The organism is Coprococcus aceti (assembly GCF_025567285.1).
Classification (GTDB): domain Bacteria; phylum Bacillota; class Clostridia; order Lachnospirales; family Lachnospiraceae; genus Coprococcus; species Coprococcus aceti.
Genome location: NZ_JAOQJT010000003.1, coordinates 183809 through 209535, shown reverse-complemented (window position 1 = coordinate 209535; position 25727 = coordinate 183809). Strand labels below are relative to the sequence as shown.

General features: G+C 47.5%; 18 protein-coding genes and 1 pseudogene. 3 read left to right on the top strand and 16 right to left on the bottom strand.

What is annotated here, in order from left to right:
• The first annotated feature begins 18 nt into the window (after positions 1-18).
• A complete protein-coding gene (nrdG, locus tag OCV54_RS05810; RefSeq protein WP_022217277.1) occupies positions 19-558 on the top strand; it encodes an anaerobic ribonucleoside-triphosphate reductase activating protein in 540 nt (179 codons plus the stop codon).
• Between the two features lie 53 nt (positions 559-611).
• Here nrdG and dut read toward each other — a convergent pair whose 3' ends face one another.
• From dut to OCV54_RS05770, 8 genes are all read right to left on the bottom strand, one after another.
• Positions 612-1058, bottom strand: coding sequence for a dUTP diphosphatase (gene dut / locus OCV54_RS05805; protein ID WP_055223061.1), 447 nt, complete (start codon positions 1056-1058; stop codon positions 612-614).
• 13 nt (positions 1059-1071) lie between these two features.
• Positions 1072-2100 (bottom strand): SurA N-terminal domain-containing protein, encoded by a 1029-nt coding sequence (locus OCV54_RS05800; protein ID WP_242859635.1) that lies wholly within the window; start codon positions 2098-2100, stop codon positions 1072-1074.
• A 57-nt stretch (positions 2101-2157) separates the two neighbouring features.
• Entirely contained in the window at positions 2158-5724 is a 3567-nt protein-coding gene (gene mfd, locus OCV54_RS05795) for a transcription-repair coupling factor (protein ID WP_055223059.1), read from the bottom strand.
• Between the two features lie 12 nt (positions 5725-5736).
• Positions 5737-6294, bottom strand: a complete 558-nt coding sequence (gene pth / locus OCV54_RS05790; protein WP_015533697.1) for an aminoacyl-tRNA hydrolase — start codon at positions 6292-6294, stop codon at positions 5737-5739.
• Positions 6295-6337: 43 nt separating this feature from the next.
• Positions 6338-7072: a sugar phosphate nucleotidyltransferase gene (locus tag OCV54_RS05785; protein ID WP_055223057.1), complete on the bottom strand. Its 735-nt coding sequence runs from the start codon at positions 7070-7072 to the stop codon at positions 6338-6340.
• 151 nt (positions 7073-7223) lie between these two features.
• The gene (gene spoVG / locus OCV54_RS05780) at positions 7224-7484 is read right to left on the bottom strand and encodes a septation regulator SpoVG (RefSeq protein ID WP_015533695.1); all 261 of its coding nucleotides are present in this window, start codon (positions 7482-7484) and stop codon (positions 7224-7226) included.
• A gap of 79 nt (positions 7485-7563) precedes the next feature.
• Positions 7564-8688: a glucose-1-phosphate adenylyltransferase subunit GlgD gene (glgD, locus tag OCV54_RS05775; protein WP_022217271.1), complete on the bottom strand. Its 1125-nt coding sequence runs from the start codon at positions 8686-8688 to the stop codon at positions 7564-7566.
• A 2-nt stretch (positions 8689-8690) separates the two neighbouring features.
• Complete coding sequence (locus tag OCV54_RS05770; protein WP_022217270.1) at positions 8691-9959, bottom strand: glucose-1-phosphate adenylyltransferase; 1269 nt, start codon at positions 9957-9959, stop codon at positions 8691-8693.
• A gap of 319 nt (positions 9960-10278) precedes the next feature.
• On the opposite strand from OCV54_RS05770, the gene OCV54_RS05765 reads away from it, so the two are divergent.
• Complete coding sequence (locus OCV54_RS05765; protein ID WP_055223054.1) at positions 10279-11835, top strand: asparaginase; 1557 nt, start codon at positions 10279-10281, stop codon at positions 11833-11835.
• A gap of 111 nt (positions 11836-11946) precedes the next feature.
• On the opposite strand, the gene OCV54_RS05760 is transcribed toward OCV54_RS05765, so the two are convergent.
• The 8 genes and pseudogenes from OCV54_RS05760 to OCV54_RS05725 all read right to left on the bottom strand — a co-directional run bounded on the left by OCV54_RS05760 (position 11947) and on the right by OCV54_RS05725 (position 24679).
• Positions 11947-12348, bottom strand: coding sequence for a Fur family transcriptional regulator (locus tag OCV54_RS05760; protein WP_055223052.1), 402 nt, complete (start codon positions 12346-12348; stop codon positions 11947-11949).
• A gap of 157 nt (positions 12349-12505) precedes the next feature.
• Positions 12506-14995, bottom strand: a complete 2490-nt coding sequence (locus OCV54_RS05755) for an alpha-galactosidase (protein ID WP_055223050.1) — start codon at positions 14993-14995, stop codon at positions 12506-12508.
• A 194-nt stretch (positions 14996-15189) separates the two neighbouring features.
• Positions 15190-16640 (bottom strand): annotated as a pseudogene (locus OCV54_RS05750) (glycoside-pentoside-hexuronide (GPH):cation symporter).
• Between the two features lie 19 nt (positions 16641-16659).
• Positions 16660-17673, bottom strand: a complete 1014-nt coding sequence (locus tag OCV54_RS05745) for an alpha/beta fold hydrolase (protein ID WP_055223047.1) — start codon at positions 17671-17673, stop codon at positions 16660-16662.
• A 17-nt stretch (positions 17674-17690) separates the two neighbouring features.
• The gene (locus OCV54_RS05740) at positions 17691-19175 is read right to left on the bottom strand and encodes a DUF6937 domain-containing protein (RefSeq protein WP_055223045.1); all 1485 of its coding nucleotides are present in this window, start codon (positions 19173-19175) and stop codon (positions 17691-17693) included.
• 102 nt (positions 19176-19277) lie between these two features.
• Positions 19278-19859, bottom strand: a complete 582-nt coding sequence (locus OCV54_RS05735; RefSeq protein WP_070099096.1) for a TetR/AcrR family transcriptional regulator — start codon at positions 19857-19859, stop codon at positions 19278-19280.
• 383 nt (positions 19860-20242) lie between these two features.
• Positions 20243-22372 (bottom strand): HelD family protein, encoded by a 2130-nt coding sequence (locus OCV54_RS05730; protein ID WP_055223042.1) that lies wholly within the window; start codon positions 22370-22372, stop codon positions 20243-20245.
• 15 nt (positions 22373-22387) lie between these two features.
• Positions 22388-24679 carry a S8 family serine peptidase gene (locus OCV54_RS05725; protein ID WP_055223040.1) on the bottom strand — a complete coding sequence of 764 codons (2292 nt, stop codon included), beginning with the start codon at positions 24677-24679 and terminating at the stop codon, positions 22388-22390.
• A gap of 170 nt (positions 24680-24849) precedes the next feature.
• Here OCV54_RS05725 and OCV54_RS05720 point away from each other — a divergent pair, with 170 nt between their 5' ends.
• Positions 24850-25704 (top strand): hypothetical protein, encoded by an 855-nt coding sequence (locus OCV54_RS05720; RefSeq protein ID WP_055223037.1) that lies wholly within the window; start codon positions 24850-24852, stop codon positions 25702-25704.
• The last annotated feature ends 23 nt before the right edge of the window (positions 25705-25727 follow it).

Sequence of the window (25727 nt, the reverse complement as noted above, 5' to 3'; positions counted from 1 at the left end):
TTTAGAAGGGATCACATTATGAATTACGCAGATATCAAACTATTTGATGTTGCAAACGGAACCGGCGTCAGAGTGTCTGTATTTGTATCCGGCTGCACACACCACTGCAAGAACTGTTTCAACGCTGACACATGGGATTTCGGCTACGGCAAGCCGTTCACGGATGTGGAGATCAACCACATAATAGATAGTTGCAAGGAGGACTATATAGCAGGTCTCTCCCTGCTCGGCGGAGAACCTATGGAATATGTGAACCAGCAGGGGCTTCTTCCTCTGGCAAGAAAGTTCAAGGAGACCTACCCTGACAAGACCATCTGGTGCTACACCGGTTATACATTTGAAACCGATCTCTTAGACCGCATGTGTAATGAATGGGAGTATACAAAAGAACTTCTCTCCTACATTGACGTCCTTGTGGACGGAGAATTCATAGACGAACAGAAGGATCTGTCACTGAGATTCAAGGGCTCAAGGAACCAGCGTATCATAGATGTACCAAAGTCCTTGAAGACAGGCACCACAGTCCTGTGGGATGAAAGCGGAAAGTATTTTAAATAAAAGAAAAGCGGTCTGGCACACCATTAAAATGATGATGCCCGGCCGCTTTTTTGTTACTTTCCTGTTGAACCGAATCCGCCGGCTCCTCTTACTGTATCGCTGAGCTCATCCACCTGATGGAATTCTCCAACGATATAAGGAGCGATCACAAGCTGTGCTATTCTCTCCTCAGGCTCAACCGTCTGTGCCTGGGTTCCGTGATTGTGGAGTGCAACCATGATTTCCCCTCTGTAATCCGCATCCACAACTCCAACCTTATTGGCCGGTGCAAGCCCCTTCTTGGATGCCAGACCGCTTCTCGCATACACAAGTCCTGCAAATCCCTCAGGTATCTCCATGGCTATACCCGTGTGAACCATCACCGTCTGTCCCGGCTCTATAGTAATCGCCTCATCAAGACACGCATACAGATCCGCCCCCGCTGCGTACTCTGAACCGTATGTCGGTATGACTGCCTTTTCATCCAGCTTCTTAATATTGATATCGTATACTGTTGCCATCTTTCTTCTCCTCTTATTCGTCAAATTTTATCTTGTTGTACACATCCATATCCACACTCTTACTGTATGAATATCCGCTGTCCAGCTCATCTATCCAGTCCTTCATAAGGTTGTCATAGTATTCCGCATCAGCGGCATCCGTGAGCTTCTTCTTGTTCTCGGCCGTGGCCTTCTCATCCGTAATGCTTATCATCTGGAATATATGATAACCATACTCAGTCTCCACCACCGTGGATACCTCGCCATCCGACATGCTGTACAGTATGTCCAGCGTATCCTGGCCATAGGTGCTCAATATATCATCCCTGCTCATCGTATGTGTTCCCGCATACTTAAGCTCCTTTGCGCTTCCAAGGAATGATATATCCATATCTGTGCCATCCGAGGCTTCCACTATGGATTCATATGCCGCATCCGCCTTTTTCTTCTGCTCATCTATCTTGTCCTGTGAGTACAGGGTGATATTTCCATAATCGTCCTCCGAGTAGCACTCAAAGAACATGTCATAAAATGTACTCATCCTGGCCTGCTCATCGGATATCTCCGTGGAGCTCTGCTTCATCACATAATCATATATCTTGTCTGCCAGTGCGCTCTCACGCAAAACTCTCTTCACCGTATCGAGTTCAAGTCCAATCTCTGCGATCTGGGCATCAGTCAATTTGTCATAGAACTCTTGCGCCGCCGTATCCTGATCCTTCTGCTCGCTTGCAGTCAGGCTTATGCCGTACTCCCCGGATTTGGTTATAAGTGTCTTGGTCTTTATGAGCTTTGATATCGCCTGACGCCTTGCTGCATCCACGGCATCCATCTCCAGACCATCATCAGTCACTATGCTCTGTTTCCACACGTCACTGCCATACTTTGATTCGTACTCCTCCTTCACAGTCTGGGCATAAATATACACCTCGTCTATCTCTATGTTCTGCCCGTTGTATCTGAGAACTACCTCCTTGCCAGTCTCCTCAGTGGCATCACTGCCACATCCAGTCACGGCAAATGCACATATGAGCGCCAGCAGCACACACAACCATCTCTTCAATTGAACCGCACCTCCTTATCTTTGTATTCTCCTGTCTGTATATTTCTAACTCATTATCTATGCTTTGTTATCCACACTGTCTTCTTCACTGTGGGTCATTATCAACATCTGGGACATATCCGCCACGACAAATTCCGCCTTTCTGAGAAGATCATTTTTCTCCTCCCGTCCAAGCTTCAATATAAACTCAGGCTTTGCCCCCATGACAAATTTCATCCTGCCTGAATAACTCTTAACGAGCTCATCTATCCCATCTACATTTATGTCAGCCCTGTTGTACATGACAAATCTCAGGTCTCCGTCCTTGTACCATATACGGGTTATGAAGCAGATATTTGCATTTGCCCTTAACAGTGCCACATCAAGAAGATTCATTGTCTCGTCAGGGATGTCGCCAAATCTGTCAATGAGCTCATCCACTATGTCATTGTACTCATCCTCATTCTTGATGAGGGATATTCTCTTACAAAGCTCCAGCTTGACAAAGTCGTTTTTGACGTACGTCTCAGGGATGAACGAATCCACCGGAAGGTCTATCTCCGTCTCGTATTCATGGAAAACCTTCTCGCCGCGGAGCTCCCTGACCGCATCATTAAGCATCTTGCAGTAAAGGTCATAGCCCACGACCTCATAGTTGCCCGACTGACTCTCGCCCAGGACGCTTCCCGCACCTCTGATGTTGAGATCCGCCTTGGACACCTTGACTCCCGAGCCGAGATCCGTATATTCTTTTATCGCTCTAAGTCTCTTCTCAGCGACCTCAGATATCATCTTGTTGCGCCTGTAGAACATAAATGCAAATGCACTTCTGTCCGAGCGACCAACTCTTCCGCGTAACTGGTAGAGCTGTGCCAGACCAAACAGGTTAGCGTCGTGTATGATTATGGTATTTGCATTCGGTATATCAAGTCCGGTCTCTATGATGGTCGTGCACACAAGCACGTCTATCTCCTTTTTGTTGAACCGGTACATGATGTCCTCCAGCGTGCGGCCATCCATCTGTCCATGGGCAAACTCTACATTTGCATATGGCACGAGGCTTCTCACATCATCCGCAAATCTCTCTATGCCTTCGACCCTGTTGTACACATAGTATACCTGACCATGCCTTGCAAGCTCTCTGGCAATCGCCTCCCTGGCAAGCTCCCTGTCATATTCCATGACATAGGTCTGTATCGGCCTCCTGTCCACCGGAGGCTCCTCAAGCAGGCTCATGTCTCTGATTCCAACAAGACTCATATGGAGTGTTCTCGGGATAGGCGTCGCCGTCAGTGTCAGAACATCCACATTGGTCTTCATCTCTTTTATCTTCTCTTTGTGATTTACACCGAATCTCTGTTCCTCATCTATTATGAGAAGTCCCAGATTCTTGAACTCCACATCCTTTGAGAGCAGCCTGTGGGTTCCTATGACTATGTCCACCTTGCCCTCTTTCAGCTCTCTGAGTGTAGATTTTATCTCCTTCTGGGTACAGAATCTGCACAACAGTCTCACCGTCACTGGATAATCCTTCATTCGCTCTGTGAACGTCTCATAATGCTGCTCGGCAAGGATCGTGGTCGGCACAAGATACGCAACCTGTTTGCTGTCACCGACAGCCTTGAACGCAGCACGAATCGCCACCTCAGTCTTGCCAAATCCAACGTCTCCGCACACCAGTCTGTCCATGATCTTATGGCTCTCCATGTCCGCCTTGACATCCTCTATGGCCTTTAACTGATCGTCAGTCTCAGTATAAGGAAATGTCTCCTCGAACTCCTTCTGCCACTCGGAATCAGGAGAATAGGCAAAGCCTTCCCTCGCCTGTCTCTCTGAGTACAGCTTTACAAGATGCTGAGCCACCTCGCTGACATGGCCCTTAACCTTGTTTCTTACCTTCTGCCACTCACTGCCACCGAGTCTGTTGATCTTCGGGGCTCGGCTCTCCTTGCTCCTGTACTTCTGGATCCTGTCCGTCTCGGAAGCCAGGACATATAATTTGCCGCCCTCAGCATACTCGATAACCAGATAGTCCTTCAAGGCGCCGTCGACCTCTATCTTCTCAAGCCCACGATAGATACCTATTCCGTACTTCTCATGGACCACATAATCGCCCACGCTCACATCCGAGAATGACTTTACTATCTCCCCGGCACGCGGCAGCTTCTTCCTCGAAGCCTGCGAATGTGATGTCTTGCTGGAGAACACATCTCCCTCACTGACCACGATGAGCTTCATCTCCGGGATCATAAAACCGGCTCTGAGCCTTCCCGGCATGACCGCCATCTCTCTGGCAGCCAGAGCTTTGTCCGGGTCGTTCAGGTAATGACATATGACGTCATTGTCCATGAGGTTATCGACCATTCTCTTCGCACCGACCGATGATGGCGATACGAACAGGACGCTGTATTTGTCCTTCTTCCATTTCTTGATATCAGTAACCAGCGCATCAAAATTGTTCCTGTAGCTGTGAACCTCCCTGCTCTCGATCTCCACGCGGTGAGCATACTTTACACGGTCATCCTCACCCACAAATGAGTCAAAGCCCACAACCTTGTAGCGTCTGCATTTTTCCAGGACATCATCATAAGTGAACAGAACCTTCATCTGCCCCGGGAGGATATATCCCCCCTCCAGCCTGTGCGTCAGGCTGCTAAGAAAACTCTTCTCACTGCCATCCGCCTTCTCCGTGACCTTCTTCGTCTCATCTATGAAAATGTACGCATCCTCCGGCAGGCAGTCCACCAGAGACACCGTGTCACTGTAGAAATAATCAACATAGCTGTCCACTCCGTATATCGCACTGAACTCCGTGAGCTGTTCCTTCAGCGTGGCTATCTCGCCCTTTATCCTGGCATACGCCTCCGTCTGAAATGAATCCTTAAGCTTCTTCGCATACGGCTTCAGCTCTGCCTCCAGCCTGTGTATACCTCTGTCGATCCTCTCCTTTGAAAGCACCATCTCTCCCGCGGGATAAATTACAAGTTCATCCACATTCTCTATGGATCTCTGACTCTCCGCATCAAATGTCTTGATGGTATCGACTTCATCGTCCCACATGTCTATTCTGTATGGACATTCCTCAGTCAGCGGAAATATGTCCACGATACCGCCTCGTATGGCAAATTGTCCCGGCTCCTCCACACTGTCAGTTTTTTCATAACCAAGGTCCACCAGCTTGCCCTTAAGCTCATCCAGATCAAGAGACTGTGCCGCATGGATATTTATCACGTATTTTTTCATATAGGACAGTGCAGGTATCTTGTCATACATTGCATCTACCGTGGCTATGATCGTACATGGTTCTCCCGTTGCCAGACGCCGAAGGACCTCCATGCGCCGTCTGGTTATGGCATTGCCGTGGACATCTGCACTGAAGAACAGAATATCCTTTGCAGGATACATATATACATCCCTTCCGTAGAACTTCATATCGCTGTACAGCTCCTCCGCACGCCTGTCGTTATATGTCAGTATCAGGCGCACCGATGCGTCATCACCGAAGCCCTGCATCATGAATACTCTGTCCGTGCCCTCGCCCGTCGTACCTGTCACATTGACAAATCCATCTCCGGATGCAAGCCACTCCTTCAACTCTGTATATATATTCAGTTTTTCAAATGGCTCACCAAGTACACGTATCATTCTCCATCACTCTCAATTAAACTTATTCATAGCTGCAACTGTGCCATCCGCCAGTATGGTCTCCACCGCATCGCAGGCATTACCACAGCTCTCTCTTATATTCGCCAGATCTTCCTTTCCAAATCTCGACAACACATAATCAGCCAGATCCATGTGATCCGGCTTTTTGCCAACACCCACTCTGATCCTGACAAATTCCTGGCTGCCAACGTGCTGTATGATATTCTTCATACCGTTATGACCGCCGGCGCTTCCCTTCTGTCTGATCCTGAGCTTACCGACGTCAAGATCTATGTCATCGTACACGACTATCAGATCTTCAACCGTGCATTTGTAGAAGTCCATTATCGCCCTTACGCTCTCTCCGCTGAGATTCATAAATGTCTGAGGCATGGCGAGTATGACCTTCTCTCCGTCTATTATACCCTTTCCTATAAGTGCCTTATGCTTTGCAGTGTCTATCCTTATATTATGTCTCTCTGCCAGCTCATCCAGAACCGCAAATCCTACATTGTGTCTTGTTCCGGCATATTTCGCACCGGGATTGCCAAGTCCAACTATGATCTTCATTTGGTCTCTCCATTTTCCTCCACCCAGGTGGATCGTTCTATTGTTATCTGTTCTCCATGATCTTCTCAGCATCTGCAAGCTGCTCCAGGGTGTTGACTCCTCTTATCTGGTCAGCATCGTCCATCGGAACAGCGGAAGCCGGAAGCCCCATTTTCTTTATTATCTCTATCGCATCCGGAAGATAATACTCTCCCTGGGCGTTGTCATTTGATATCTGTGACAGTGCGTCCTGAAGTGCTGCGCAGTCAAATATATACATGCCCGAGTTAACTTCCTTCACAGCCTGCTCCGCTTCGTCAGCATCCTTCTGCTCCACGATCTTTGCCAGGCTGTCACCGTCCCTTATGATCCTTCCATATCCAAATGGATCATCAAGCATCGCCGATATTACGGTTACACCATTCCCGCTATCCTTGTGGAAATCAAGTGCTTTTCTGAGTGTATCCCCTGTCACAAGCGGTGTATCTCCACAGAGTATGATCACATCCCCATCACGTCCAATAAAATCTGCAGCACACTTTACCGCATGGCCTGTTCCGAGCTGCTCCTCCTGAAGCGCATAGTCAACCTTCACATCGTTGACACTGACAGCTATGGCTGACTTCACCTCGTCTGCCTTGTATCCAACGATCACACACACCTCGTCTGCACCCGCCTGGTGCGCCGCTTCTATAGAATAATATACCATCGGTTTTCCCATCACCTGATGAACTACCTTTGGCTTATCTGACTTCATTCTTGTTCCCTTGCCTGCCGCAAGTATAACTGATTTTACCATTATTATATCCTCCATATTCTATCTGGATCTAAACAGATACATTCTACTTTATACTATATTTTTTTACAAGACCATATAAAAAGAGCCAATGCTATCAGCTTGGTGACTTACGCCTCTAGCACTGGCTCTGAATGTCTATTTGAGACTGGTATTACTCTTCCAAAGATTCCTGATACTTTGAAAGAATCATACTCTGCAGACGCTCTCTTGTAGCTGTATTGATCGGATGAGCGATATCTCTATATTCTCCATCCGCTGCCTTTCTACTCGGCATCGCGATGAACATGCCCTTCTCACCCTCGATGATCTTGATGTCATGCACAACAAACTCGTCATCGATCGTAATAGAAACAACCGCCTTCATCTTGCCTTCCTTCTCAACACTTCTGATCCTGATATCAGTTATCTGCATCTGAATTACCCCCTTAACCCTGACACACATTGCGATCCCACACGCAACTGTCATTTGTACTACTTATACCGTATGCATCCTACAACGCATATCTGAAATCCTTCTCCACTATTACCTTGATGTCCTCAGGTGTTCCCTGATGTACTGTGTTCGCGCGGAGTGTATCCCTGCTCTCCACGATACAATTCTCGATGATGGAATTATCACCGATGTTGACATCGTTAAGTATGATCGAGTTCCTGATCACACAGTTATTTCCAATGTATACCTTCTTGAATATAACTGAGTTCTCAACGGTTCCGTTGATGATACAACCGCTTGCTATCAAGCTGTTATTTACCACCGCATCTGCATTGTACTTTGCTGGTGGGAGATCATCCACTCTTGAGTAGATATCCGGATGCTGTTTGAAGAAGAAGTCTCTTACGTCCTTCTTGAGGAAATCCATATTAGCTCTGTAATATGACTCCTTTGTTCCTATGTTTCTCCAGTAGCTGTCCATCTTGTATCCGTAAATTCTCTTGACACCCTTATATCTCACGAGAATATCTCTTACGAAATCATTTCTTCCCTCGTTGGCACATGTCTCAAGGAGTTCGATGAGCTGTCTTCTTCTTATGACATATACACCTATGGAAACCGTGTTGGTTCCTGCCACAAGAGGCTTCTCCTCGAAGTCTATGATCCTGCCATCCTCGTTCATCTTGATAACACCAAATCTGTTGATGTCATCCTCGCCCGGTGCCATATCCTTGCATACAACCGTGATATCTGCACCATTGCTTATATGCTCCTCAAGAACCTTGTTGTAGTCGAGCTTGTAGATACCGTCTCCTGAAGCGATAACTACATATGGCTCATGGCTCTCCTTGAGGAACTTGATATTCTGATAAAGTGCATCTGCTGTTCCCTTGTACCAGTAGCTGTTAGCTGCTGTGATGGTAGGTGTGAAGATGAACAGACCTCCCTGCTTTCTTCCGAAATCCCACCACTTGCTTGAGTTCAGATGCTCATTCAGTGATCTTGTGTTGTACTGTGTGAATACCGCTACCTTCTGAATATGAGAATTGGTCATATTGGAAAGTGCGAAATCAATTGCTCTGTAGCTTCCTGTGATAGGCATGGCTGCAACGGCTCTCTTTGCTGAAAGATCTCCCAGCTTATTGCTGTTACCACCTGCCAGAATAATTCCTAATGCTCTCATGTCTACTCACCTGCCTTTATAATACTACCGCCACTCGGAAGTGTTCCGTCCGGATAATCCGAAGGATCTGTGTCACCGAATATTGCAGTGTTCTTACCTATTGTTACGCCCTCAGGTATAACTGAGTTCTCACCTATAGTAACAAGGCCAAATGCGTAGATATTAGGCTTCATCTCATTGACAGCTTCCTCACCAACTCCAAGCTTGGCATTTGCACCAACCTTGACATTCTCGGCAATGATTCCCTTTTCAACATAGGCACCAGCTTCGATCGTAACCCCATTCATTATAATCGAATCCTTAACGACCGCACCCTCTCCTATGGTTACACAAGAGCCTATAACTGAATTCTCAACGGTTCCGTATATCTCGGTTCCCTCTCCGATGATACACTTGGATACCTTTGCCGCTTCATCTATGTACTGAGGTGGTATGGCGTCTGTCTTCGTATATATCTTCCAGAATTCCTCATACAGATTGAACTCAGGAACTATGTCGACAAGCTCCATGTTGGCCTCCCAGTATGAACCGAGAGTTCCTACATCCTTCCAGTATCCCTTGAAATCGTATGCACATATCTTGTTGCCGTTCTCATGGCAGTATGGAATAATATGCTTACCGAAATCGCATCCCGGCTGATCCTTCATGGTAACAAGTGCCTCGCGGAGGATCTTCCAGTTGAATATGTATATACCCATGGAAGCCTTGTTGCTTCTTGGGTTCTCCGGCTTCTCCTCAAACTCTGAGATAATGCCGTCATCATTCGTTATAACTACTCCGAATCTGCTTGCCTCCTCCCATGGAACCTGGTATGTGGCAAGTGTCACATCCGCATTCATGGACTTGTGATAGTCAAGCATGTGTTCATAATCCATCTTGTAGATATGATCACCGGAAAGTATGAGAACATAGTCTGGATTGTAATAATCTATGAACTCTATGTTCTGGTAGATAGCGTTGGCAGTACCTGTGTACCACTCGCTGTTGTTGCTCTTCTCGTATGGTGGAAGCACTGTGACACCACCAATGTTTCTATCGAGATCCCAAGGAATGCCGATTCCGATATGCTGGTTAAGTCTGAGTGGTCTGTACTGTGTAAGTACACCTACTGTGTCAATCCCCGAGTTGATACAGTTGCTCAGTGGGAAATCGATTATCTTGTATTTGCCGCCAAATGCTACCGCTGGCTTGGCAAGCTTGGATGTAAGAACCCCAAGACGGCTGCCCTGTCCACCAGCAAGGAGCATGGCGATCATTTCTTTTTTAATCATGTAAGTCACCTCTCCATGCAAAATTATAAAGACATTATACCATCCTTTTTATAATAATCAAAGTTTTTTATGCATTTTCACAAAAAAAATACGCATTTTTCGATTTTTTTAAACATTTTTTACTCAGGGTATATATGACAAATGATGTATTTTGTCAGTATCAGGCGATATTTTTTAGTTATTACTTACTTACACTCAATTACATTTCTCATATTTTTCTTATATATTATGTAATTTTCATTTTGCAAACGGATATCTTTTTCATATAATGACTATATCGGAAGAAAATCATACAAAATACAAATGAGGTGTTGAATATATGTCAGAGATATTAGTAAAAGAATACCGTGGTAATATTGTTGAGAATGCACACCGCGGCTCCATCGCAGTTGTGTCATCCACAGGAGATACAATCGCCTACCTTGGCGACATAGAGAAACAGACTTTCATGCGTTCCGCAAGCAAGCCTATACAGGTGCTGCCTACACTGCTGGCAGGACTTCACAGAAGGTTCAACCTCACCGACGAGGATGTTGCCATGTTCAACTCTTCCCACTGGGGAAGCAACCATCATATATTTGTGCTGGAGGAGATCTCGCGCAAGACAGGATTGAATCCCGATGACATGATCATGAAGCCATGCGCTTCCACATCAGCTTCAGCGCTGGCGGCAAAGCTCACCGACAGGTCAAAGCTCCACCCAAGGCAGGGACAGAGCAAACTTCAGCACTGCTGCTCGGGAAAACATTTCAGCCTTATGTTGCTCCAGAGAGAGCTCACCGGTAAGCCGGACGGCTATCAGCTCAAGGATTCCCCTGTACAGCAGCAGATAATCAATTTCATATCCATGCTCAGCCAGACCCCTACATTCAAGATCGGGCTCGGCATAGACGGCTGTGGAGTTCCGGTATTTGCACTGCCACTTAGAAGCATCGCCATGTCCTACGCAAAGCTCATGGATCCATTCAGCCTGTCAAACGAACTCCGGGAGACTATAGACTACAACTTCTCATGCATCCACAAATATCCTGAGAAGATCAACGATTACGGAACACCTTCATATTATATCAACCAGAATCCTGACCTCATAATGAAGGACGGCTCCAGGGGTGTTATATGTATGGCGATAAAGAGCATGAAGCTCGGTATCGCAGTAAAGCTTGAGGACGGATGGACGGATGAATATCAGGGAATGATAATCGCAAACATACTCGAACAGCTCAAGTACGAAAACACTGAACTCATCGAGAAGCTGAAAAACTGCTACACGACCAAGCTGTTCAACGACTGCGGCATTGAAGTGGGTCACTCAGAGGTCGACTTCAAGCTCGATATAGATCCTACATTTTTTGAAAAGCCTGAGGAGTATGTCGACTCCGATTCTGAATTTGGCGACACTGAATCAGATGAAAAATATGACCCTGATCTTGACAGCGCATTTGCTGATGAATACGATCCTGATCTCGACAGTGCATTTGCAGACGACGATACGGATACTTCCATCCACGCAGAACCGATAATTACAGATGCGCTGGATGACGATACGGATGATGAGCAGGCGGAAAATGACAGCAGCTTTGAGATAGACCTTTTCGGAGACGGCAATCTGGTGGATGCCGCCCCTGAGCGCACACCAGAGGAGGAAAGAGAGTTTCGCAACAAGAAGTCCATCCTCGGAATGACAGTTGTAAAGCCTTCGGCCAACAAGACATTTATCAGCAATCCACGCGTGGATCCTATAAGTGTAAACTCACATACAGTTGAGGCGCAGCCGGACACACCTGAATCTGACCAGAAAGACAATTCCGCGATTCCTGAATTTATAAAGAAGGAAATAAAATCTGCAAATATCATTTCACAGAAAAAGAGAGACTGACAGAGCAGATAAGATACAGGCTCTTGGCATTGCCTGCACATACAAAAAGGCCGGTACACATACACCGCATACAATATGCGTTTATGTGTACCGGTCTTTTGCATTTCCCCATCACAGACTTTTCAGACTCTCCTTACAGGATGGACATATCCCGATGAATTCCAGGTTGTGTGACAGTATGACGAAATCGCTGTCCGCCTCCACGCCCATCTGTGTGATGGAATCCTGATATGGAAGCTCACTGTCAAATATCCTGTCACATACCTTGCAGCGTATGTGATAGTGATTCTCGGTATTGCCATCAAAATGCTCCATCTTGTCCCCTGAATACACATTCATGACAATTCCCTCATCAACCGCATCAGAGAGCACCCTGTACACAGTTGATTTGCCTATCTTATATCCTCTCTTTTCCAGTTCATCTATCAGACTCTGGACTGTAGGATGAGTCTTGAGCTCCTTTATAACAGAGTATATGACCTGTTTCTGCCATGTGTTACGCTTCTCACTCATTGTATAGTCCTCCTTCTGGTATTTATAATTTTCTATTAGGAACAGTTCTCTATAAGAGTAAGATAACACATTCCATATATTATTTCCACTATTTTTATAATGTAAGTTTTCCTGTGATTCAATTCCATATATGAGCATTTGCATGTGATCATATATATCACTGTCTGGTGAAGGTATATAACCTCAGTCCATGCTCTGTCCAGAGAGCGGTCTGGTCGTTGTAGCCAGTTCCCGCAAAGTTCGGAGCAAGGTTCACTCCAACGCGGTTAAACACTGCACCGGACGCCTTTACATATTCCTTCTCGCCCTGAAGCTTTACCACCTTGTCTATCGCACTCTGGGTCAGGGAATCAGGTTTCACATGCACCGGCGTAACAGTGTTGATGAGATCTCCCATGAGCTTTACGCTGTACTGCAGGCTTCTGCCCTCCATGACATAAACTGCATTCTCGTCAAGTCCCTTAGTCCGCATATGCTTGTAAGTGTAATTCGGTATCACCTGTCCCTCATAATAGCAGGACACCGCCTCGGAGCCATCCGGGGAAACCGTCATGAACTGGTACACATTTCTCCGGAGATCTGACACTGTGCCATTCTCGATCCTGTGATATTCGCCGAACTGAAGTGTGCGCCTGTGTCTCTTGTAGAACTCCACCTGCTCTTCTATTGCCTCCAGATCTTTCTTCTTCATATCGCACAGATTGCACTCATAGCCCAGCACGCCAAATGCCGCCACTCCGAATCTCGTCTCAAGCGGGGTGACTCTGAGTGTCTGGTGATTCGGGCATCCGGACACGTGACTGCTGACTACCGACATAGGGTAGCCATAGCTGTAACCCGTCTGTATCTCAAGCCTCTCCCTGGCATCCGTGTCATCACTCGCCCATATCTGCGGCATGTAACACAGTATACCGAGATCGAATCTGTTTCCCCCGGCGGCACATCCCTCAAACAATATCTCAGGGAAACGCTCCGTGAGTCTTCCCATGATGTCGTAGAGTCCAAGCACATATCTGTGTCCAAATTCACTCTGCCTGTCAGGCGGCAGCGTCTGACTGTAGCGGTCAGACATAATCCTGTTCATATCCCACTTAACATACGATATATTGGCAGATGAGAACACATTTGTCATGGCTTCCACTATATGGTCTCTCACATCCTTATTGGTGAGATCCAGAATCATCTGATGACGCCCCTCGGCATGGCTCTGTCCCGGCACTCTGACCGCCCACTCTGGGTGTGCCCTGTAGAGATCACTGTCCTCGTTCACCATCTCCGGCTCTACCCATATGCCAAAGTCAAGTCCAAGTGCATTTATCTTGTCCGCAAGCTGCTTCACTCCGCCCGGAAGCTTGCTGCGGTTCTCCTGCCAGTCTCCAAGTGAGGATGTGTCATTGTCCCTGTGTCCGAACCAGCCGCCATCCATGACGAACAGCTCTATGCCGCACTTCTTTGCCTCTTTTGCAAGCTTCAGCAGCTTCTTCTCATTTATATCAAAGTATGCGGCCTCCCAGCTATTCAGCAGAACAGGCCTCTCCCGATCCGCCCAGCGGCCTCTGACTACATGTCTTCTGACAAATGCATGCATATGACTGCTGACACCGCCAAATCCTGAATCTGAATATGTCATGACCGCCTCCGGCGACTGGAATGACTGTCCCGGCTCAAGCGCAAATAAAAATCCTTCCGGATTGATGCCGCTGAGTATACGCATACGTCCATATGAATTCTGTTCACAGCTCTCCATATGGTCTCCTGAATATATGAGATTGAAGCCGTAACACTCACCGTGTTCCTCTGAACTGCCGTGCTCAACCACCATGAAGAACGGATTGGCCCTGCTGCCCGAGGTTCCGGTCGACGATGAGACAGACACTCTTCCCTGCCTTACAGGATGCACCGATCTATGCATTTCCCTTGCCCAGGCTCCTCCGAAATGTATCATGTCATATTCCTGATACATTCTCATATCAAACTGCATGGACATAAGTCTGTCCACCCGCTCCACGTCATCACTTTCATTTGTCAGGCGGGCACTTCTGGTTATCACGTCGCAGTCATCCCATGTGACATATATTAGCTCAAGCCTTTGTCTGTAGAATTTGTCCCGGAGGGTTATTGTGAGCTGTGTTACCTCGCCCGCTGTATTCTGTCGCTCATATGCTTGTATGCTCTGCAATCCACCAGCCACACCGCTTCCCACTTCTGTGCCTTGCTGCTCATTTACTGTGTTGAATCTGCCATATGTCCCCCTATGATATTCCACCGCACACGGAAGTCCTTCAAGCTCATCCCTGCCGTTTTTTATCTCGTATGATTCGTACACAAAGTCGCAGGTCGTACTGCCATTTGCATGGGTCATACAGACAAATGGTTCGCTGACATCCCCCTTGCCGGTTGACGACAGTTCCTGCAGCAGACTTTCTAAGGTAAGTCCACCATCCAGCGCTATGGCATTGCCGGTCTCGAACAGGCTGCGGTCATGTGCCACATCCCAAAGTCCCACAATATTCTGATCTCCGCAGTCCAGACTCCTGCCACCGTAGTACAGGTGCTCAAGGTGTCCATCCGGGCGCACGCACATGGCATACTGCGTCGACTTTGTCTCCAGTATGAATACCTGATGTTCTTCTATATATCTGATCATAGCGATTCCTCCTAATAATATGTATTGCCCCTCTTGCACATGCGAGCGGGGCAGGTCGTCGGAACCGATTCCATGTATGAACTTCATTCATAGCGGTTCCTCCTATCTAATATGTATCGCCCCTCTCGCATAAGCGAGCGGGGCAGGTCGTCGGAACCGATTCCAAGTATGAACTTCGTTCATAGCGGTTCCTCCTATCTAAGTTTCGTCATGATCTCCTGCATCCTCTCCTCGGTCAGCTTGTATTTCCTGATGAAGAATACAAGTCCTATGATTAGAAGGACTATCGGAACGACCGTCATCATCATGGAAAGTCCCATGAGAGTTCCTGTGCTCTGCTCTATGATTTCCGATGTTCCATCTGCCGGCTGGATAAGTCCGACCCATTTGATCGCAAGTCCGGCAAAGAACACTGCAACTCCCGATGCAAGCTTTACTACAAATGTCTGCATGGAGCATATGACGCTCTCATCTCTCTGCCCATTCTTGTACTCTCCGTAGTCTATGCTGTCGGCAAGACACACAGTTATCAGCACATTTAGAAGTCCGCTTCCCGCAAATACCAGAAGTCCCGGGATGAACAGAACGTACCAACAAGGCACTCCGCCCACCGTCATGCGGGTAACACCGGCAAGGCTGCAGGCAAGCAGCATCACATATCCGACGATCTCATATACTACCGAATGTACAAACAGCTTTCTCTTGGACATTTTCTTTCTAAAGAGCGGGAACAGCATCATAGCAAGTATCTGCGCACCGCCGCCAAATGCGGAGAACAGCGCATATCCGCTCTCACTTCCTATGTCATATGTGAAGAAATATATGAGCAGGTTGCTTGTTATATAGAGTGCAGAGTTTACGAGCACGATGGTGATGACCACCGCCAGAGCCTGGTCATTTGTCACCAGCGAATGGAACATCTCACCTATGCCATGGGACTCCACTACTGTGTCACCCCTCTCCTTTACATTTGCCACGCAAATGGCCTCCGAGATGACGAACACCACTGCAACCAGAAGAGCCCACCACTTGAAGCCGATGCGGTAATCCGTGATCTTCAGCTTGTCCGCCGCCAGGGCCGCGCCGCTGATGGCTGGAACTACTATCATAGTAAGTACAGTAGGGATGGCAGAACCCACGCCGCGCAGGATCTTGCAAGTGCAGACAGATTCTCCCTCTCCTTGCCCGGCTCAGTGATGGCCGGGATCATGGACCAGTACGGAATATCCATCAACGTGTATGTGATTCCCCACAGGAAATATGTCACTGTCAGAAACACCTTCATCCCACCAGCTCCCATGCTTTCCGGCACGGCGAACATCGCATAGAGGACAACCGCGTTCAGCACGGTTCCCGAGAATATCCACGGTCTGAACCTTCCCCATCTGCTTCTGGTCTTTGCCACCACGATACCCATGATAGGATCGTTAAATGCATCAAACACTCTCGCCACCATCAGCACTGTTCCTATGAACACTGAGCTGACACCAAGCACAGAATTGTAGTAGTACAGTATATAGCTGGCTACCAGCATATACACCATGTCTTTTCCCACGGCCCCTACTCCGTAGGCTATCTTTGTCTTTTTCTGAAGGCCGCCCGTAGGTGCGCCATTCTGTGTATTATCCTGTGAATTTTCTCCCATATATAACCTCCTTAAAGGCCTAACCTTTTATATCTGCAAGCCTTGTCTCAAGCCACTTGTCAATATCGTCAAATACCTTATCCCTGCACAGCTCATTCAGTATCTCGTGTCTGCAGTCCTCATACAGATAGCATGCCACATTGTGCGAAACTCTCTTGTGGTATAACTCGTAGAGCTTCAGAACATCCCTGCCGTAATGTCCAACAGGATCCCTGTCACCGGACACAAACAGAACCGGCACATTCTTCGGTATTTTCGCTATGTTCCTGTCCTCCTGTATATAGTGGAGTGTATTGAACAGCGTCTCGTAGCCCTTCAGGGTAAATGAGAACTGGCACAGCGGATCATCCACATATGCATCCACGCGCTTCGGGTCACGACTCACCCAGTCTTTATTCGTCCTCTTTCTCACCTCACCGTCCACGATAGTGGTCTTCGGGATACCCCTGTTGTATGTTCCAAATGCCAACACTTCCATGAGGGTACTTCTGTATCTCTCGCCGTGCTGACTCTTCTCAAGCTCCAACACAAGTCTTCCGATCTGCAGCATATACTCAGGCATGCTTCCAGTTCCCATGCAGATAAAACCGTCCACACTTGAGCCCTCCGTGTAAGGTGACGGATATTTTGGATCCCAGCCGTAGTCACTCATGTATCGTCTCGCCATAAATGAACCCATGGAGTGTCCCATCAGGAAAAACGGAACTCCCTTGTACGCCTTTTTCAGACTTCTCGTAACCCTGTGGAGATCCGCGACTATTGCCTTGCTCGCATCATAGGCATTCATATATCCAAGCTCATCCATATTTGCCGCCGTGAGTCCGTGTCCCAGATGATCATTTCCTGCAACTACGAAGCCTTTCGCAGCAAGATATCTCGCAAATTCATCATATCTGTCTATCAGCTCTATCATTCCATGGGATATCTGAAGTATCGCTCTTATCTCCCCCTGTGGCTCCCACACGATAACGTGCAGCTTGTCCTTGCCATTTGATGATGGTATAAATGTCTCTTTCTTCTTTACCTTATACATAATGTAACCCTCCATTCTCAGTTCTTCATATCCATCGTCAGTTTTACGACCTCATACGCTCCGTCGTATATTCCATCCAGTTTGTTCCGCTTTATGTTCTCACACATATCTGTGAGTATGCTGTCATCCTGCATGAACAGCTTCATCATCTGTAGAGTGTGCGGTATATCACGGCACTCCAGTGTTCCATCTCCGATCTCCGCCGAGTGTATCGCCCCCCACTGCTCATGCCCGCCAACTCTCTTGATGAACAGCTTTGGAACTGGATAAAAGGCCAGCTCAGACGGCTTCGTTATGAGTACATCACAGCTTCTCATGAGAAGGTTGGTGCAGTACACAGCCTCATATATATTCTCATGGCAAAATGCGTGTATTCCGTACACCTCTTCCTTAAGAGCCTTATCCGCAAATGCTGTGGTGTCGCTCCAGTCATCGAAATGTGTAGTGACAAGGCTCTCCATGGCGGGTATCTCTCTCACCAGCTCTTCCCACACGTTCATGTAGTCGCCCACATTTACATACAGGACCATGTTGCCCTTCTTCACGCTGGCAAGCGCCGTCCTGATGATAGCTGCAAATATATCCTTCTGTGCTCCGGCACCTCCTATGGTGAGAAGGAAACGCATCGGTGCCTTTTTCTTTCTTCTCTCTATTCTCCTGTCGCAGTCCTCCTCTATGGCTGCCACCAGCTCATGGTCTATATAGTGTCCAACGTATCTGATTGAATCACCGGGCATAGGCTTAAGCACCTCGTCGCCCTGCATTCCGTTCAGGGTTCTGTATCCGAGGTATGCCGATCTGGTCTGAACCGTGTGAAGGCTTCCCTCCGCAAGGTGGAGCGCCATAGGCCAGTTGTCAGGGATTGCATTCACCACATGTTTCATCCCTGCATGAACCGCCGCCTGGGCAGGCCACACATGTGTAGCCACAAGCGGGATATCCTTTGGAACATTCCTAAACACCGGTGTCATAAGCTCCGCATTCATCTGATCCGAGGCATTGTATGACAGCTTCCTGAAACCCTCATAGTTCATCGGCTCCCACACTGCTTTGTTGAAAACCTTGCTCTTTCCCGATATCCTGGATCCCATGGAATAGAGCTTGTTCTGCGCCTCAATAACCTTTCCTCCCGTGGTCTCACTGTAGGAATTGAGATCCATCCAGTACGGCTTGTATCCCAGATGATTCGCTGCAGACGCTATCGCCATGGATATTCTGTAATGTCCGAACCCCATCCTGATATTGCCAACTATGATTCCTTTGTCCCTGTCAAATTCCTCCCGGCCGCCATCCGGTATATCATCACAGACTCCGCCGTCGATCACAATATTGGAGACACCGAGAGTATCTCCAATATACGGATTCTTCACAACTGCAAGAGGATAATCCACGTCACTGTCATCACCGAATCTTTTTACAAATCTCTCTTTGGAGTTCTCCGCCTTTTTGACGACCTGACTGCTCATCCTGTTGCCAAATACAACCTCAGATCTCTTACCCATAACACAACCTCCTGTCTTTTATATATACCGCCCATCTCGCCCCAGTGAATGAAACCGGCCGCGGGCATCAATTCCATATAATCACTTCATTCATAGCGGTTCCTACTCCTTACAGGATATGCCATCCATAAGTACATCAAGTGTATACTGCACCGCCTCGTCAAATGTAAGTCCCGCGTCTATCAGGACTGTAGTCTCCATGTATTTCTCAAGTGTGGCCTCGAACATGGTCTTGATGACTGGAATCGGAATGTTCCTTATAACACCCTCGTCAATTCCGCGCTTCAGGAGTTCTATGGTATTATCCCACTGCTGCTCCATCATTACTCTCACCCTGGCAAATATCCGTGGATATGAATTCTCCAGTTGGTATATCTGCCTCCAGTCCAGCTCGCTGTAGCTGTCCGGCATGGCTATGAGTATCGCCTTTATCTTCTCCACAGTGGTCAGGTGGTCGTCATCCATGACCGCCTGCTCACTTCTCTTGATCTGCTCGTATATATATGTCGCCGTGTCAAAGAACAATGATTCCTTGTCCCTGACGACCTGATATATGGTTTTCTTGCTCACTCCAAGTCGTCTTGCCATATCGTCCATGGTGAATTTGAATCCTTTCTCCCGGAACTCCTCTATGGTCGCCTCATATATCCTCAATTTAAGCTGCTGCTGTGCTTCTCCGTCCATAACTCCCTCCTGTTCATCCGTGTCTGTCAGCTTCCTGTACATACTTCCCGCTCAGGAAACTCAGAAACTATTTTTAGTTTCCCCGTTTCCTTAATAATAACATTTCTTTGTAGATATTGCAACAATAAAAATGCGTTATCTCTATTTATGTATAATTTTTGCACAATCAACACAAATCTCAATTATTAGCTGGCGAATAATTTACAGAGTTCTGACACTCACAGTCGCAATTCTGCCCAGGTGCGCATCCACCATATAGCAGCACTAAAAAAACGGCATCTCCACTCAGGCGGAAATGCCGTATAGCACATCATATATTGTTCTGTTATAATCGCTGTTTTTCCGTATAATATAGCTGTTATAATATTTCTTTCTCTGTGTAACTACTGTGGCTGAACCACATCAAGCACATACAGCTCATGGAGCGCCCTTGTACAGGCGATATAATGCGCATGTCTTGTGACCATGCTGCCGTCGTAGGCACCATCCGTCATGACATACACCGCATCGAACTCCATTCCCTTTGCAAGGAACTTTGGAAGTACGACCACACCGCCCGCATAGACAACCGACTGATTGGTGATGAGCGTCACCTCGGTGTACTCCGAAAGCTGCTTGTACACTTCGTAGGCGTCTGCCTCGTCATTTGTCAGGATAGCTATGTTGTCGTAGGCGTCCATGTCTCCGTAGCTCAGCTTGTCATTTATGAACTCCACAGCTTCATCCAGTGACTCACACTGTATCTCCTCAGGCACCCTGCCGTGTCTCTCCACAGTGTTGCCGCCTACGCCCTCTCCGCCAAGTATACCGTTGCAGAACTCGGTGATCTCCGCCGTGGATCTGTACGACGCGAACAGCTCCTTGAGCTCATAGCCGCCCTGTCCGTTCCTCTTTGCAAATATCTTCGTCAGAACATCCACAACAGTCTCCTCAGGATCATAGAAGAGCACCTGATACCTGTCGCCGAGGATAGTCTTCCTGCAGCCAAACACCCTGTCTATCACCGCATACTGGAATATATTGTAATCCTGCATCTCATCTATGACGAGGTGCTTGATATTGTTGTAGGAATGACATCCGTAGAAATACACCTGCAGGTAAAGTATAGGAAGGATATCCTCATAGCATATCTTTCCATATTCATTTCTGTACTCCGATATACCCGGATATTTCTTCTCCATCTCCGCCAGGAATCCAACATACAGCTCAACCAGATTCCTCTCTGCAAATAAATTTACCATCTGCTTCTGTATCTGCCTTGCCAGATTACGCTTCTTCTCGTCCGGGAACTCCTTTGGTGAATTATCCTCCACCCTGTCTACTATGAAGTATGCTATGTTCTCGAATCTCTCATACACAGGTTTTCTTGCAAATCTTCCATTGAACATGGCAGCTATATCCTCGCCTGTATACTCCACCTTCTGATAGTGGAAATTTCTGAACTTTATACCTGACACATACCTGTCCAGATACTCATTGAAACTGTCGTAGAAAGAGATGGACGACTTGACCTTGATATTTCTCATCCTCTGGTTGTCCTGATCGCCGCTGTCTATAATGAACTCCGACTGATCCAGCTTGCTCTCATATTCCTCCTCTATGAAAAGAAGCTCCTCAAGCAGACTGTCAAATTCCTTCTCAGGCACACTGTTCTCCTCGAGCTCCGGGAGAACCTCTGATATATAATCGCCAAATATACTGTTTGGAGACAGTATCATGACATTGTCACTCTCAAGTGTCTTGTAGTTGTACAACAGCCACGCCAGTCTGTGCATGGCTATGACCGTCTTACCGCTTCCGGCGCGGCCGTCCACTATAAGGTTATACGCCGTGCGGTTTCTTATGATCGCATCCTGCTCCTTCTGTATGGTAGCCACCACATTTTTCATCTTAACACCACTGTTGCCGCCAAGGGCCTCCAGCAATATGGCGTCGTTGATGTTGGAGTCAGTATCCACCGCGTCTTTAAGTCTGCCATTTGACACCAGAAACTGTTTCTTCTCCACTATGTCTCCAGAAAACTCGTCATCTTCCATGTCATCCACATGGACATTGTAGGATGCCGGTCCCTTTTCATAAGCATAATACATAGAGGATACAGGCGCTCTCCAGTCGTACACAAGCTGCTGCCCATTCATATCTGACTGATAACCGCTCATACCCACATATACCGGGAGATACTCTTCGTCATCTTTATATTTGAATACAAATTTGCCAAAGTACGGCACCTTCTTCTGGTGCTCATACACCTCCAGGCGCTTCGCAGCTCTTCTGAGGAATGCCTCATCATTGTTCACCGACTGCATGTTCTGCAGGAACTCCTCGTCGTCCATGTCTCCATGGCTGTCACGCATGTACTTCTTCTGTTCCTTTATATTGTCCTTTCCAAGCTCCATGGAGCCCTCAGTTATACTGATGCTGTAGTCGAGCTCCATCTCCACATTGTCAAAATAATCCTCTTCATCCTCCATCGTGGAGATCTTGTATTTTTCCAAATTCTTATTTTCTGCCATCTTATCTGCCTTTCACTATTTTACCTTTACGCGCTGTACACTGCTCCAGCCGCCATAAATGGTCTTGCCGCCAACTCTTCTGTAGGTTCTCATCCTCACATAATAATATTTTCCTGAGAACAGAGAGCTTATCCTGCGTCTGAGTTTTGTGGACTTATTTATCGTTGCCACCTTATATCTGTCAAATTTCGACGATGTACTGTACTGGATCTGATACCCGCTGACATACCTGACCTTGTTCCATGTTACATCCATCGTCTTTCTGGAATTTGATCTGACCGTTTTCGCCTTGCATCCCGGCATCCTGTACAACCTGACCCCCGCAGTATCATACGAGCTTGCAGAAGTACCCTTGAACGCCTTGACCGTGTATGTATAGTTTCTGTAATTAGTCACATTCTTATCGACAAATGTGAGCGTTCCCGCTGACAGCACCTTGTACTGCTTCCATCCGTTCTGCCCCGGTGCCTTGCGGTATATTTTGTATCCACTTGCGCCCTTTACTTTGTTCCAGGATACCTTCACGCCGGAATATGCATTCTTCACGTTGTACTTCGGCTGGGTAAGTCTGACCAGTGCCTTTGTAGCCGCCGGCTGTCCCTCGGCCGTGCCGTTCACGCCCCTCACCGCATATCTGTATCTGATTCCAGCCGCCGCAGTCTTGTCAGTGTATGTTCTGACTCCTGAACCTTTTATCTCAGCTATACATTTGTATGCGCTTGTCGCAGTTTTCCTGTATATCTTATACCCACTTGCATTATCCGCCGAAGTCCACGACAGTCTCAGTCCATCCTTCGAATTTCCAAGACTTTCCACCGCACAGGTTCCAACCTTTGTCTCCAGATGTTTTCCGCCAAATGTATTAGCAAAATAATCCGCCATGTATGGACAACCGTAACCGTAGTATTTATCCTTTCCCGCTGTTCCCAGATCCACGGAATATGATATCAGTCTGCTCTTCAACTGACTACTGTCAAGCTCCGGCTCCGCCAGCTTCACGTAGGCCGCCGCCGCTGATATATGCGGAGCCGCCATGGATGTTCCTGAAGTGGAAAACCCATGATTTGTTCCGGTCTTCCACGCCGATGTTATTTTCGTTCCGGGAGCGGAAAAATCTACAGCATTTCCATAGTAAGAATAGCTATCGTCAAATTTCACCGCATCCGTCGATATCCTGTCTGCTGTCACCTCCGTTCCAGCCTTCTGCATAAGCCCCGACACTGTTATCACATCACTGCTGTCCGCAGGATATGACACACCTTCCACGTCGCTGATCTCCCAGTTGTTCACAGTGCTGTTCGTATTGCCTGCTGCCACACACATGATGACGCCATCTTCTTTTGCACTTTTTAACAATTCGTCAAGCTTCGACCTGGTGTTGTCACTTGCATTTTTACCATAGAAGCAGAAGCTCATATTGATCACGTCCGCACCGCTGTCAAGCGCAGCCATGATTCCCTGCTGTACCGTTGACACTGTGGTTGCTCCCCGGCTTGTGAAACATTTGATGATCGTGAGCCGGACATTGTCCGGTGTCGCATCCGCTATTATACCCGCCACATGACTTCCATGTCCCATGTTGTCTCCGTAGTCGCTCCGGTCTTCGCCCTCGCAGCAGTTCATACTTCCTTCCTCATTTATCCTGCCTTCAAACAGAGTATCCGAGGAATTAACTCCGGTATCTATGACCGCCACATTTACCTTAGCATCCAGCTTGTACTCTGACACCTCCGCCTTGAGCCTGTCCATTCCCATGTACCTTGTGCCCCAGCTTACAGCCTTATATGTCTCCGATGCGGCAAGCATGGCATCAACGTTCCGCTGTGCAGCATACGAATTTGAATCCAAATCTGAATCCGCCAACACATCTTCTGAATATATGACCTGATCAAGCATACATTTGTCAGGCTCGTACTCTTCCTGAAGCTTTTCGTATGCCTGTCTCGTCGCTACCTCGGTATCGTAGCCAAGCACATAGTAATCGTATTTGTCATAACAGATGACTGTTGTCGCGCCATAGGTCTCCGGCACTTCATCTGTATACAATATGATCCTGCGAAGACTGTATATGTCGGCTGACTCACTGCTGTACATTGCCGCTGCGTCGACATCCGCTCCTCTATCCATCACATCGGCCGAGTTTACCACATCAGCTTCGTCCATGGAATCTCTAAGCTCTGACACACTGGTTACGTATTCTACATTTTCATAATCCTGCGCGTACACCTTGGTATATGTGCCAGGCGCTGCCAGCCCACCTGCCAGCACCACACAGGCAATCAGGTACGACCACCTTTTCCTTCTCACCTATATTCCTCCTGTATATAAAAACAGCTCTTTAAACCACATAGTTATCTTTTAGTATAACATAAATGTGCCGCAGATGGTGAGTAATATCTGTAACCCAAAGCCTCCACAGCACATATTTTATATCAGAGGTATATAAACCTCTGACAACACAATACGGAGGTAAAGTAATGGCAACATTCACTAATCAGGCAACTCTGTCCTACAACGGAGGATCCACCAATTCCAATATCATAACTGGAGAAATCATTGAAGTCCTCACAGTCTCCAAGACGGCTGTGGTGGACACCTACCGAACACCGGATAAGATCACGTATGTGATAAGTCTCATCAATTCCGGAACTACCACACTCACAGGTCTGTCTCTCACAGATAATCTGGGAGCATATGCAGTGGGAAATACAACAGTATATCCTCTCACATATATTCCGGATTCCATCAGATACTACACCAATGGAACTCTGGTAGCCCCTCCGGCTGTCGGTGCTGCAGCTCCGCTGACACTCACTGGAATCTCCGTTCCAGCGGGTGGAAATGCTACTATTATATATGAGACAACAACAAATGAATTTACACCTAGAGGCAATGAGGATTCCGTGACCAACACTGTTACAGTAACCGGCGCAGGACTTACCAACGCAGTCACTGCAACTGAGTCGGTTTCCCCTGTTGCAGCTCCCGATCTCGCCATCACAAAGTCTGTGAGTCCTAGCATAGTTGCAGAGAATGGTCAGATCACTTACACCTTCCTTATAGAGAACTACGGCAACACCGAGGCATCCGCAAGTGACAACGTCATCATCACAGATACCTTCAATCCGATCCTCACCGGAATCACTGTGACATACAATGGAAATGCATGGACAGCGCCAGCCAGCTACACCTACAATGAAGCAACAGGCGAGTTCGCAACAGTTGCCGGACAGATCACTGTTCCAGCAGCAACATTCACACAGAATACAGCCACGGGAGTCATCACCACAACACCGGGAACGGCAACCGTGACCGTCACAGGAACCATCTAGCTGGCATGAGCCTGTCCGGGTCG